The organism is Prauserella halophila (genome assembly GCF_024171895.1).
In the GTDB taxonomy this organism is placed as follows: domain Bacteria; phylum Actinomycetota; class Actinomycetes; order Mycobacteriales; family Pseudonocardiaceae; genus Prauserella; species Prauserella halophila.
Window position 1 is genome coordinate 378,144 of record NZ_JAMTCQ010000009.1, and the last position, 13,286, is coordinate 391,429.

A 13,286-nucleotide genomic window follows, 5' to 3' on the forward strand; every position below is an offset into this window, starting at 1 on the left:
GGGCCCGCCGGTGGTGGCGGGCCCGGCACTGCAGCGGGTCCGGCGGGTCAGCGCAGGCGTGGCAGGTGCGCATCCCACGGGGCGGCGACCTCGAGCGAGCGGGCGAGGCGGAGCAGCAACGACTCGCTGGAGAGCCTGCCGACGAACTGGACGCCCAGCGGCAGCCCGTCGGGGGTGAGGTGCAGCGGCAGGCTGATGGCGGGACGGCCCGTCATGTTGGCCAGCTGGGTGTAGGGAACCCAGCCGAGGTTGCGGCGGACGATCTGGTCGACGATCCCCGTGCGGCGCAGCACGCCGAAGCTCTTCGTGCGCAGCATCGCCTCGGCCACCCACTGCAACGGCGCGGGCATGTTCAGCGACCCGGTGCGGATGGGCGGCTCGCCGAGCGTCGGGGTGAGCAGCAGGTCGTGGCCTGCGTGGAAGCGGGCGAGCGCGGCGACGTGGTCGCGGCGGCGTTCCTGGGCCGCCTGCAGTTCGACGGCGGAGAACCCGCGGCCCAGTTCGGCCATCATGCGGGTGTCCTGTTCGAAGTCGTCGTCGCTCGCGCCCGTCTCCCGTTTGAGGCGCTCGATCTCGATGGCCTGGTGGACGAACCACCCGGTCAGGAAGTCCTGGCCGAGCTGCCGGTCGTCGTAGGGCGCCTCGACCTCCTCGACGTGGTGGCCGAGTTCGGTCAGCAGCTGCGCGGCGCGTTCGACGGCCCGCACGGCCTCGGGGTGGACGTCGTCGCGCAGGGAGGAAGCGGCCGTGTAGCCGATCCGCAGCGGCCCGGTCGTGTCGTCCAGCTGTGAGAGCAGCGGACGCCCCGGGACGGCCGGGGTGTAGGGGCTCATGTCGTCGGGGCCTGCCAGCACGTCGAGCATCGCGGCACTGTCGCGCACGGTGCGGGAGACGACGCCGCTGGTGGCGAGCCCGCCCAGCGGTTCGCTCTCGTCGGGACCCGACGGGACCAGACCGCGTCCGGGTTTCAGCCCGACCAGGCCGGTGCACGCCGCGGGGATGCGGATGGAACCGCCGCCGTCGCTGGCGCCGGCGACGGGCACGATCCCGGCCGCGACGGCCGCCGCCGAACCACCGGACGACCCGCCCGGAGTGCGGTCGAGCGCCCACGGGTTGCGGGTGGGGCCGAACAACGCGGGCTCGGTGACTCCCTTGGAGCCGAACTCCGGGGTGTTGGTCTTGCCGAACACCACGAGGCCCGCGTCGAGCCACCGCTGCACCACGGTGTCGTTGCGCTCGGCCACGGTGCCGGCGACAGCGCGCGACCCGTCGGACGTCGGTTCGCCGGCCAGCTGCTGGTGCAGGTCCTTGAGCAGGAAGGGGACGCCGGCGAATGGCCCGTCCAGTCGCTCGGTGACGCGGCGGTCGGCGTGCTCGTCGAGCCGGGTGCAGATCGCGCCCACGCGCGGATCCACGGCGTCGGCACGGCTTTGGGCAGCGGCCAGCAGGTCGCCGGGCTTCACCTCGCCCGAGGAGACCAGCTCCGCGAGCCCCAGCGCGTCGTGTTCGAGGTAGTCCTGCTCATCCACGCCTTACTCCTTCTGGTGTCCGTACGGTGCTGAGGCGATCATGCCCCGGTCCGCGGAGCAAGTGACTCCGGAGCCACGGCGCCGGGACACACCGGCGGTACCGGACGGCACGTGCCGCGTGGTGCGGTTCCGCCCGATCGAGACGGCGCCGTGACGCAACGGGCGCACGAATCGATATCGCGACTCGCCCCTCGGCAAGCCGATATCCCCGTATCGTGCGGATCCGACTGTCGTGATCACGGTGAACGAAGGGTGCACGTGGAGCTGTTCGGCGGCCGTTACCGGATCGGTGAGCTACTCGGCCGAGGCGGAATGGGGGAGGTCTATCGAGCCGTCGACACCGTGACCGACCGCCCGGTCGCGCTGAAGCTGCTCGCGGAGTCGGCGGGTGAGCACCATGCCGCACGGTTGCGCCGGGAGGCCGCACTGGCGGCCCGGCCTGCCGATCCCCACATCGTGGAGGTCTACGACACCGGGGAGGACGACGACGGCCGGCTGTACGTGGCCATGCGGCTCGTCGAAGGGTCCGACCTGCGGCGGCTCCTCGCGGGCGGCCCACTCGAGCCTCGTCGTGCCCTGCGACTGCTGAGCCGGGTGGCCACCGCGCTCGACAGCGCTCACGCCGCCGGCGTCGTGCACCGGGACGTGAAACCCTCCAACATCCTGCTCGGTCCCGACGACGACGCCCAGCTCGCCGACTTCGGCATCGCGCGGCAGCTCGAATCCGACGACAGCAGGCTCACCCGCACCGGGAGTTACGTCGGCTCGCTCGACTACATCGCCCCGGAACAGCTGCGCGGCCACGACGTCACCGCCGCCGCCGACATCTACTCGCTCGCCTGCGTGCTGTACGAGTGCCTCACCGGCAAGGTGCCCTTTCCCGCCGACGACCCCGCCGAGAAGCTCGCGGCACAGCTGAACGACCCGCCTGCCGCCCCTTCCGTGTTCGACCCGGCCATCCCGCCCGCCATCGACATGATCGTTGCCGCCGGGATGGACAAGGACCCGTCCCGGCGGTTCGCGAGCGCGGGGGAGCTGCTGACGGCCGCGGCCGCTGCGCTCGCCGAGGAGGAGCCGCACCAGCAGGCACGGGACGCCGAGGTCACCGCGCCCGGCGGCGCTGCGAATCCGGCGCGGGAAGCCCTCATGCGGGCGATCGTGACCGTGTCCGCGCGGCGCGGACCATCGGCTCCCGACACGGCAGGCGCTGCCGCCACGGGCGCTGACGCCACGGCAGGCGCTACTGCCACGGGTGCCGGTGATGACGAGCCGACGGTTGACCGCGCGGGTGAGGAGTGCCCCTATCCCGGACTGCGGAGTTTCGGCACCGGCGAGGCCGCGTGGTTCCACGGCCGCGACGCCGAGATCACCGACCTGCTCGTCCGGTTGACGGCCTGCGGCCCCGGTTCGGGCCCGCTCGTGGTCGTCGGCGCGTCCGGTGCGGGCAAGTCGTCCCTGCTGCGGGCGGGCTTGTTCCCGGTGCTGGACGAGGAGCGGGTGCCGTGGCAGCGTGTCGTGCTCACTCCCGGACAGCAGCCGGTCGACACGCTCGCCGTCCGGATGGCCGCGGTGACCGGAGCCGACCCGGTCGCGCTCGCGGCGTCGATCCGGCAGCACCCGGAGTCCTTCGGGGCCCACTGTGCGGAGGCCGCGTCCGGTGCGGCGCCGCCGATGATCGTGGTGGACCAGTTCGAGCAGCTGTTCACCGACGGCGCAGACCACGACGAGCAGGCCGCCTTCGCGACGGCGCTGGCGTCGGCCCGGCCCGCGGTGGTCCTGCTGGCCGTCCGCGCCGATCACGTGCCGGACTGCATCGCGCTGGAACCACTGCGCGGCGGGCTCGATCAGCCCTTCGTCGTCGGACCGCTCGGCATCGCCGGGCTGCGGCAGGCGATCACGGCGCCCGCCCGTGACTCGGGTCTCGAGGTGGAGGCCGGGCTCGTGGACCGGCTCATCGCGGACGCAGGCGGACGCGACGGGTCTCCCGGTGAGCACGGCGTGCTGCCGAGGCTGGCGCACGCGCTCCGGGAGACGTGGCACAACCGGTCCGGCGGTTCGCTGACGCTGGCGGGATACCAGGCCACCGGTGGTGTCGACCGTGCCGTCGCGGTGAGCGCCGATCGGCTGTACCAACGCCTCGACGCCCACCGCGCGGAGGCGTTGCGGACCACGCTGCTGCACCTGGTGACGGTCCTGCCCGACGGAGGTCTCGCCCGGTGCCGCGCCGACCGCGCCGAGCTGGACGAGCACGCACTGTCCGAGCTCGTGGCTGCCCGGCTGGCCGAGATCGACGCCGACGGAGTGCGGCTGTCCCACGACGCGCTGCTGACCGCGTGGCCGCGGCTGCGCGAGTGGGTGGAGTCGGAGCGGCAGGACATCCTCCTCCGCCAACGGCTCGACGACGCGGCGGCGAACTGGCGGGACGGCGAGCAGGACCGGGGCGATCTGTACCGCGGTGCCCGGCTCGCCACCGCGCTCGAGTGGGCCGACGGCAGGGAGCTGACGGAGAACCAACGGGCGTTCCTACAGGCGAGCCGCCACGAACAGCAACGCTCCACGCGCCGGTTGCGGGGCGTCGTCGCAGGCCTTGCCGGGTTACTGGTCGTCGCGCTCGTCGCGAGTGCGCTGGCCGTGAGCGGGTGGAACGACGCGGACCGGCAGGCGCAGCTCTCCTCGTCCCGGCAGCTCGCGGCCGAGTCGCGGGCACAGTCCGAATGGGACCCGGTCGGCGCGCGGCGGGCCGCGTTGCGCGCGTGGCAGTCTGCGCCGACGGCCGAGGCGCGTGGTGCGCTGCTGTCGGCCGACGCACTGCCCCGGGTGGGCGGGTTCGACTCCGGTCTGGACCCCGCCACCGCCGTCGACGTGAGCGCCGACGGCGAACGCATCGCGGTCGCAGGCACGGGCGGTGAGTCCGATGCAGCCGAGGTCGTCGTCCGTGACACCACGTCGGGCGAGCAGACCACCCTCGACACGGAACTCGGTTCCGACACCGTGCGGTCGGTGCGCTTCTCGCCCGACGGTTCCATGCTGGCGGTGGCCGCGTTCGGCGACGGCGTGCGGGTGTGGAACGTGGCGAGCGGGCGGGTCATCACGCCGATCCTGTCCATGGCGGGCCAGGTGATCGGGCCGATCGCGTGGCAGCCGGACGGCAGCGGCCTCGTGGCGCAGGCGGTCGGCGAGACCGCCCGGATCGGCGTGTGGGATCCGCGTACCGGGCAGCACCGCCGGTGGCTCGCGGAGCCTGCGGGCGTGTCGGCCTACTCGTTGGCCTACGACGGGTCCCGCCTGGCCGTCGGCCGTATCGACGGCAGCGCCGGACTGTGGGACACGGACGAGGGTGAACGGATCTCCGGCAGCACGGCGCACGGTGACGCCGCGGGAGACGCTGCGAGCGGCATACCGGTGGTCGTGGCGTTGTCCGACGAGCTGCTCGCCACGGCGAGCCAGTACGACAACGCCATCCGGTTGTACGACCGCACCGATGGTTCGACCGCGGGCCGGATCACGGATCGCACCCGGTCGTCCGACGACGCGGCGCAGGGGCCGTCGGTCATGACGTTCTCCGGTGACGGCACCGGACTGCTCACCGCCACGGGTGGCCGCGTGATCGTCTGGGACCCGGTGGAGCGCACCCGGCTCGGCGAGCTGGCCGGAGGCACGGGCGGCGGCACCACGGGCGGGATGACCGTCGCCGGACTGGCCGTGACGGCCGATGCGGCCACGACGGTGGCGGTGCGCATCGGCGGCGGCGTCGTCGACTGGCGTCGCAGCACGCCGTGGTACGAGGCGCCGCGAGGAGCGGTTCTCGACGTCGCTTTCGACCCCGTGGGCAGCGAGGCCACGGCCGTCGACGGGACCGGTGAGGTGCACACGTGGGACCGGCGGACCGGCCGGGCGGCAGGCGATCCGCGCACGCTGGACTCGGCGGGCAGGGCGGTGGCCTACGCGCCCGACGGCACCCGCGTCGTCGCGGATGCGTACGGCACGCTCACCGTCACCCCGCCCGATGGGGAGCAGCAGACGCTCACCCTGGGCAGGCACTGGTTCCGCGGCGAACTCGCGATCTCCCCGGACGGGTCCCTGCTGGCCGCGGCGAGCGAGCACCCCGGTGGTCCGAACAAGCCGGGGCGGGTGCACGTGTGGGACCTGGGGAGTCTCGAACCGGTCGCGGTCCTGGAACTCGACGCGGGTTCGGCGTCGGCGCTCACGTTCGGCCCGGACGGCACGCGGTTGTCGGCGGTCAGCAGCAGCTCGGCGCTGCCCGGCGAATCGGGGGACAGCGGCTCCGAGGGCGGTGATGCCGACGGCGGTGCGGAGAACGACGGCAAGGAGAACGGCGGTGCGGAGACCGGGGTGACGCTGACGACCTGGCGTGCGTCCGACTTCGCCGCGCAGGCCGACCCCGTGCCCGCGCACACCGCATCCATCGAGGACGACGTCGTGGACGCGGTCTACGCGCCCGACGGCGAGAACATCGTCGCGGCGTCGGTGACCGGCCGCATCCAGATACGGGACGCCATCGACGGGACGGTGCGGCGCGAGTTCGGCACCCACCCGTCGGCGGTCCGGGCGCTCGCACTCTCACCCGACGGCAGCACGGTCGCCACCGCGACCACCGACGACAGCGCCGTCCGGCTGTGGAACCTCGACGACGGCGAGCTCGGCGCCCGGCTCACCTCCGGCCGAGGATTCGAGATCAACGCGCTGACGTTCTCCCCGGACGGCTCGATGCTCGCCAGGGCGGGCACCGATGCCGCGGTGGCGGTGTGGCGAGTCGACGCCGAGGCCGCGGCCGGCCGGATCTGCCGCTCTCTCGTCGAGTCGGGATCGGCCGACGATCTCGACTGCGACGACTGAGGCAGTGACGACTGAAGCAGTGACGACTGAAGCAGTGACGAGAGCTGCAGTGACGACGGCCGAAACAAGCGGGTGACCGGCATGAACGCCGCGGGGTCGGAACGTTCCGCTTCCGGCGGGAGGCCGGATTCGGCGATCGTTGCCGGCGATGAACACCGCGCCGGCGAAGGGGCCGGCCGGGTTGCCGGGTGACGGAAGGCGGATCGTGATGACGGGCGAGGACGAGCTCCAACGGGAGCACGGCGAATCGCGGTGGGAGCAGCTGCGGCGCCAGCACCGCTTCACTCTGCCGCTGCTGGTCGCGCTGGTGGTGTTGACCCTGTTCAACGGCTACGGACTGGTGGCGAGCATCGTTTCCGTGGCCGACGAGTTCGAGCACGGCAGAGAACTCGACGACATCACCACGCAGATCGGCCTGCTGGCGGTGATCGAAGCGGTCGTGTCGCTGGGTGCGCTGGCCGCGGTGTGGCTACGCCGGATGCGGGGCGTGCACGTCTACATGGGAGTGAAAGCCGTGGTCCTGGTGATCGGCGTCGGGATCGCCCCGGAGGCCGTGTCGATGATGATCATCGTGCCGCTGGTGCTGGGCGGCGTCCTGTGGGTCGCCGCGAGCCAGGCGGGCTGGCGCGCCGACGGGTTCGGACGCCCGGTCGGCAAGGCGTGAGGCGATATGCGGGTCATCGTGCGCTCACCTGAGCTGCACCCGATCGCACTGTCGGCCGAGGAACGACTGGTGTTCGGCCGCGCCCCGCATCGCGGTGGCCGCAGGCCGGGCCGGTACGCGGTCGCCGTTCCGGGATGTGGACCATACGTGTCGCGGGTGCTGGGGGACGTGCTGGTCGAACCGGCCGGGGTCCGGCTCACCTGGCGGGGCACGAACGAGGCGATGCTGTCGAGCCTGTTCGATGCCCCCGGCGGGGCGCGCCGGGTGACCCTGGTCGACGGGATGTCGGTCGTCCTCGACGAGGGGAAGAACGAACTGGTCGTCTTCGCCGGTCTCGAAGCGGGTGGTGGGCCGCCGAAGGACCTCACGCTCACGTTCGTCGTATCGGGTGCCGAGCGGACCCGGGAGCTGACCGAACTGTCCGGCAGTGACCTGCCGGTGCCGGAGGCCGCGGTGGCGACGGCGGAGGCGCCCGAGGTGCTGGGCCGCTACTCGAAGGTCTGGTACGTGGCGCTCGCGCTGACCGAGCCGCTGCTCGCCGGCACCGACGACGAACAGAGCGTGCCCACCCACCAGGAGATCCACCGGCGGATCGACCACTGGCGCGGCGGCGACGCGTGGAACCTGGCCGACCCCAGACGGGTCGACGAGGCGATCAAGAAGATCTCCCGTATCGCGTTCGGCGAATCGCTCGACCCGTACGGGGCCGCCCGTGACGGCAGGTTGTTCAACGCCCGGTTCGCCGTGGCCAAACGGACCGCACAGCGCAGGCTCGTGACGGCCGAAGATCTGGACGAAGTGGAGCGCGCGGCACGGCGGCGCGCCGACGGCCGATGACGACATCCGGCCAGAACGGAAGGAACCGCATGGAACTCGGAAGGTGGAGCCGCCGCGGCGCGGCCGGTCTGATGGGTGTGGTGGCGCTGCTGGCGGCCGGCTGTACGGGAGGCGGCGGAGGGAGTGGGGCCGGGGCCCAGGACCCGGTGACCTTCGAGGCGAAGCCGGTACACGTCATGGCCGACGTGTCGCCGGACCACGCCTGGCCTGCGGCGGTACTGCACGAGGACACCGTGTTCCTGAGCAAGCCGAATGCGCTGGTGGTCTACGACGCGGGCAGCGGCAACGAGAGGGCGCGCATCTCGCCCCAGGGGCAGGCGCTGTTCGGTGCGACGGATCCGACCGAGTACTACCGGGCGGTACCGATGCTGACCGAGGTGGACGGCGAGCCGACCGTGCTGGTGGGCTTCACGGTCGAGCCCGAGTCCGGGGCGACGCAGCTCGACGTGGAGATCGTCGCGGTCGACGCGGCGACCGCGGAGGTGCGGTGGCGGACCACGTTCCCCGAACCCGCTGCCGCGCCGGTCGTGCCGCAGAAGGACGCGGCCGTCAGCATCAACGGCGTCGAGCGGGGCGTGGCCGTGATGAGCGTGTCCCATGATTCGGCGACCCAGGTGACGTTCGGGCTGTCCCTGGCCGATCGGAAGGTGCTCTGGCACGACGACGACGTCAGTGCCTTCGGCCTCGATTCCGGTGTCGGTGCCGGTTTCGGTGGCGGCACGTCGACGGTGGCGGGCGTCGACGTCGAAACAGGGGAACAGGCCTGGGAGAGGGAGATCGACCCGAAACGGATGGTGCGAGCGGGGCCGTGGATCGTCGTGACCACCGAGGACGACGAGACTCGGCTGATCGCGATCGCCGACGGCACGGAGACGACGCTCGACGAAGGTGAGCTCAACAACGAAATGTCCTGCAACACTGACGATCACACGTCCGTCGTCGTCTGCGCCGAGGACGACGAGTCGGCCCTGGGGATCGACGCCGACAGCGGCGAGGTGCTGTGGTCCGACGATTCCTGGCAGGGCATGTTGAAGGGAACGTGGCGCGGCGCGGTGTACGTGGACCGCGATGACTCGGCCGTCGCGCTGGACGCGCGCACCGGTGAGGTCGTCGACGACGGCACCGGGGCGGCGCCGATGGTCCTCAACGACCACGCCGGTCTGGACCAGCAGGGCACCGACGTCCAGCTCTATCCCGCCCGGTAGCCACCCCGCGGGAGCAACGGCCCGGAAACCGAGATCCGGAACAGGAGCAGCCCTATGGCCGCGGCAACAGGCGACGCAGGCGGATCGGCCTGGATCCGCACCCACTCGCCCAGACCGGACGCGTCCACGAATCTGGTGATTCTTCCGCACGCGGGAGGGTCGGCGAACTACTACCGTTCCTGGGGCCAGGCCCTGCCCGGCATGATCGAGACCCACACCGTGCAGTACCCGGGCAGGGAACAGCGATTCGCCGAACCTCCGGTGCGGTCGATGGCGGCGCTGGCCGACGCCGTCGCGGCCGAGCTGGTTCCACTGTTCGGCCGTCGGGTGGTGCTGTTCGGGCACAGCATGGGCGCTTCGTTGATGTACGAAGTGGCGAAACGCTGCGAGGCCGACGGGCGCGCGCCCGCACTGCTGCTCGCGTCGGGCCACGCGGCGCCCCATCGGCGCACGCGCACCGACTGGCATCGCAGGAGTGACGCCGAGCTGGTCGGCGAGGTGCAGCGGCTCGCAGACGACGGTGCGCCTGCGCTCGACGACCCGGAACTGCGGGAACTCCTGCTGCCGCTCGTCCGAGCCGACTACGAGGTCATCGAGTCCTACGATCCGGGATCACGACCTCCGTCGGTGGAATCCGCTGTTTCCGTATTCCGCGGCGCCGATGACGATATCGCCGGAGACCAGGCCGAGGCCTGGCGCGAGCTGACCGCAGCCGGTGCGCTCGGATCCCACCGCGTGTTTCCCGGCGGCCATTTCTACCTCCGGGAACATCACGCGGACGTACTTTCCGCGATCGTGGATGAGATCGATTCCCTGTCGGTGCGCCGGAATTCGTGAACGGGCGAGGTAATCCTGACGACGTTCAGCGTATTTCACAACTGGTGGATGATGTGCACCGTGTCGAGGACGGTCCGTTGCGGGGCGCGGTGGCGATCGGGCTGCTGGTGCCCGCGCTCGACGCAGGACCTGGCCGACGACCTCATGGACATCGTCGTGGCGGCCGGGTGACGTGCTCGACTCCGCTGTCGCGCTCGAGTCCGCTCACGTGTTTCGCGCCGGTGCCGTGGCTTCGCGCTGAAGGTCGACGGCCAGGCTGGTGTGCGGACCGGCGGGCACGCCACCGGGGCCGAACAGGTCGACGGTGAGGCCGTCGGCGGTCGCTTCGCCGCGCAGCTGTGCGGGTTGACCGCAGAACAACGGCGCCTTGTTCCGGTGAGTCAGCCGCGTCACCCGCCCCGGCTGCTCCTCGAGCCGCGGCACCTCGGCCAGCGCGAGGGTCATGAGCGGGCCGTGCACCACGAGCCCCGGGTAGCCCTCCGTCCGGGTCGCGTACGGCCAGTCGTAGTGGATGCGGTGGGCATTGCTGGTTGCGGCGGAGAACCGCATGAGCAGGGTCGGATCCGTGGCGAAGTCCCACGTCCACGCGCCTGCCTTTCCGAACGGACAACCGACCGGCCGCGCCGCGACGGCTTCCTCGACCGGAGCCGCCGGACCGGCGGGCCCAGCCGCCTCGCGGTAGATCAGATTCTGGCGCTCCTCGACGCCGAGATCGCCCTCCCGGCCGTACAGGCGGGTACGCACGACGACGCGGACGAGCGAGCCGGAGCGGCCGGACTTCTCCTCCACCGACTCCACTGTGGACTCCCGTCGCACCGTTTCCCCGACCCGCAGCGGGCCGTGGAGAGTCACCTCGCCACCGGCGAACATCCGCCGCGGTAGATCGATCGGCGGGAGGAACGAACCCCGGGTGGGATGTCCGTCGGGGCCGAGCTCCGACGAGACGGGCCAGCGCGCCAGCGCGGCCCAGTGCCACAGCGGCGGCAGCTCGTTCCCCGGTAGCGGTGCCGGAATGCCGTTGTCGAACAAGCCGGCGAGCGCCGCGACCGGGTTGGGGTCGATGAGCTCCTCGGTCGTGACGGTCCGCGGTTCCCAGTTCTCCATCGGATCACCTGGCCTTCTGCCGGTCATGCGAACGCGGCCGCGTTCCTCAGCTCTTGTTGCGGGCGACGAGCTGGGCGGCGATGACATTGCGCTGGACCTCGTTGGTGCCCTCGCCGACGATCATCAGCGGTGCGTCGCGGAAGTAGCGCTCGACGTCGTACTCCTTCGAGTAGCCGTACCCGCCGTGCACCCGGATCGCGTCCAGCGCGACCTGCATCGCCGACTCCGAGGCGAACAGCTTCGCCATCCCTGCCTCCATGTCGGAACGTTCACCGGCGTCGAGCCGTTCGGCGGCGTCGAGGGTGAGCAGCCGGGCGGCGCGCATCCTGGTGCCCATGTCGGCGAGCATGTTGCCGACGGACTGGTGCTTCCAGATCGGCTTACCGAACGATTCGCGTTCCTGTGCGTACCGCACGGCATCGTTCAGGGCCGCCTGCCCGACGCCGAGCGCCCTCGCGGCCACCTGGATGCGCCCGACCTCGAGCCCGCGCATCATCTGTGCCCATCCGCCGTGCACCTTGCCGCCGAGCACGGCATCGGCAGGCACCCGCCGCCCGTCGAAGACCACCTCGCACGCCTCGATACCGCGGTAACCGAGTTTGGGCAGCTTCTTCGAGACGGTCAGGCCGTCCCCCGGCTCCACCAGCAGCACGCTCATACCCCGGTGGGACGGTTCCGCTTCCCGGTCGGTGATGCACAGCAGGCCGATCAGGTCCGAATGCGCGGCGTTGGAGATCCACGTCTTCGACCCGGTGATCGACCAGCCGTCCCCGTCGGGCACCGCCCGGGTGCGCATGGCCTGCAGGTCGCTGCCGCCCTCGGGTTCGGTGAGTGCCATCGTGGCGCGGATCGTGCCGTCGGCCATCTTCGGCAGGTACTTCTCCCGCTGCTGCCGGGTGCCGAACGTCCTGATCAGATACGTGATCACCGAATGGCCGCCGATCGCGCCTGCCAGGCTCATCCAGCCGCGGGCCAGCTCCTCGGTCACTCGGGCGAAGCAGGCCGTGCTGACGTCGACCCCGCCGTACTCGGCAGGGGCGAGCATGCCGAAGAAGCCGAGCCGTTTCATCTCGTCGATGAACTCGGCCGGGTAGATGTCGTCCTCCTCGAACTCGCGTACCCGCGGGCGCACCCGCTCGTCCACGAACTCCGCGACCAGCGACACCAGCTGCTGCTCGTCGTCGTCGAGATTCAATGCCCGATCCCTTCGGTTCGTCGGAGGATGCGGTGGGCGCGGTCCAACGCCGGGTTGTCGACCATCCGGCCGTTCACCGGGCACGAACGGCCGTCGTGCCCGCCCCACGACCGCACTGATCGATATTTTATCAGAAATAAAACGACGGGTGCGCCGGCTGTCACGTCGGTCACGGCCCGGGGGCGCCGGCCGGTTCAGTGGTCCCAGAAGCCCTGTTGCTCCAGCAGGGCGACGGCCCGGTCGGCACCGTCGGCGAAATGCTTCTCGATGGCGGCGCGGGCCTTGGAACCCGATCGGGCGGTCAGCGCCTTCACGATCTGCCGGTGGTCCTGGTGCGCCTTGTCCGGCCACTCGTCGTGGGCTTCGTAAAAACCTTGCGGAAGAGTCTTGACCAGCGTGCCGAGCATGGAGAGCAGCCTGCGTGACTCCGAGGCGTGATTGATTCGGCGGTGGAACTCGGAGTTGAGCTGCTCCTGTTCCTCGCGGTCGGCGCCCGACTCCATACGGTCCGCAAGGTCGTTCAGGATGCCCAGCTCGCGCTCGGAGATGTTCGTCGCGGCACGTTCGGCCGCCAGGCCCGAAACCAGCCCGAAGACGCGGTACTGATCGTGAATATCGTTCCGCGTGATCCGTGCGACGAAAGCGCCGCGGCGGGGGACGTTCTCGATGAGGCCCTCGTACTCGAGCGTGATCAGCGCTTCCCGGAGCGGGAGTTTGCTGATGCCGAGGTCCTCCGCGATGGAGTCCTGGTCGACCTTGGTTCCGGGGAGCATCTCGCCGGCGAACACACGTCGCCGGATCTCCTGGGTTGCCATGGACTTGAGGCTCGAAGGGAGACTGCGGCGCACGGCGCCGGTCTTTCCGGGCGGGACCATGTCATACCAACTTTCGCTCGAGCCGATGTTGCTACTGTATAAATTATGCCATCTGCCTCGGGTGGGCGGAGGCGTGCGACCGGCGAAGGTTCCTTCGGGCCCGCTCCGGTGCCTTGCTTTCGGTCCCTTGCTTTCGGTGACGATTTCCCCTGTGTTGTTGCGGACTCGTAGCGCTCTGTCGTG

Annotated in this window: 9 protein-coding genes; 5 read left to right on the top strand and 4 right to left on the bottom strand. The window is 71.1% G+C overall.

The genetic code is table 11. The annotated features are described in order from the left end of the window. Positions 1–47 precede the first annotated feature (47 nt). On the bottom strand, positions 48–1,529 hold the full coding sequence (locus tag LY41_RS07935; RefSeq protein WP_253863226.1) for an amidase: 1,482 nt from the start codon (positions 1,527–1,529) through the stop codon (positions 48–50). 252 nt (positions 1,530–1,781) lie between these two features. Here LY41_RS07935 and LY41_RS07940 point away from each other — a divergent pair, with 252 nt between their 5' ends. The 5 genes from LY41_RS07940 to LY41_RS07960 all read left to right on the top strand — a co-directional run bounded on the left by LY41_RS07940 (position 1,782) and on the right by LY41_RS07960 (position 9,929). Next, positions 1,782–6,386 carry a WD40 repeat domain-containing serine/threonine protein kinase gene (locus LY41_RS07940; protein WP_253863227.1) on the top strand — a complete coding sequence of 1,535 codons (4,605 nt, stop codon included), beginning with the start codon at positions 1,782–1,784 and terminating at the stop codon, positions 6,384–6,386. A gap of 148 nt (positions 6,387–6,534) precedes the next feature. Further along, positions 6,535–7,050 (top strand): hypothetical protein, encoded by a 516-nt coding sequence (locus LY41_RS07945; protein ID WP_253863228.1) that lies wholly within the window; start codon positions 6,535–6,537, stop codon positions 7,048–7,050. Positions 7,051–7,068: 18 nt separating this feature from the next. Further along, entirely contained in the window at positions 7,069–7,887 is an 819-nt protein-coding gene (locus tag LY41_RS07950; RefSeq protein ID WP_253863229.1) for a hypothetical protein, read from the top strand. A gap of 29 nt (positions 7,888–7,916) precedes the next feature. Then, a complete protein-coding gene (locus tag LY41_RS07955) occupies positions 7,917–9,092 on the top strand; it encodes an outer membrane protein assembly factor BamB family protein (RefSeq protein ID WP_253863230.1) in 1,176 nt (391 codons plus the stop codon). 54 nt (positions 9,093–9,146) lie between these two features. Beyond that, positions 9,147–9,929, top strand: coding sequence for a thioesterase II family protein (locus tag LY41_RS07960; RefSeq protein WP_253863231.1), 783 nt, complete (start codon positions 9,147–9,149; stop codon positions 9,927–9,929). Positions 9,930–10,133: 204 nt separating this feature from the next. Here LY41_RS07960 and LY41_RS07965 read toward each other — a convergent pair whose 3' ends face one another. The 3 genes from LY41_RS07965 to LY41_RS07975 form a co-directional block, all read right to left on the bottom strand. Further along, positions 10,134–11,033, bottom strand: a complete 900-nt coding sequence (locus LY41_RS07965) for an HTD2 family dehydratase (RefSeq protein WP_253863232.1) — start codon at positions 11,031–11,033, stop codon at positions 10,134–10,136. 46 nt (positions 11,034–11,079) lie between these two features. After that, complete coding sequence (locus LY41_RS07970; RefSeq protein ID WP_253863233.1) at positions 11,080–12,228, bottom strand: acyl-CoA dehydrogenase family protein; 1,149 nt, start codon at positions 12,226–12,228, stop codon at positions 11,080–11,082. Positions 12,229–12,422: 194 nt separating this feature from the next. Further along, the gene (locus LY41_RS07975) at positions 12,423–13,043 is read right to left on the bottom strand and encodes a GntR family transcriptional regulator (protein ID WP_253863234.1); all 621 of its coding nucleotides are present in this window, start codon (positions 13,041–13,043) and stop codon (positions 12,423–12,425) included. Between the last annotated feature and the right edge of the window lie 243 nt (positions 13,044–13,286).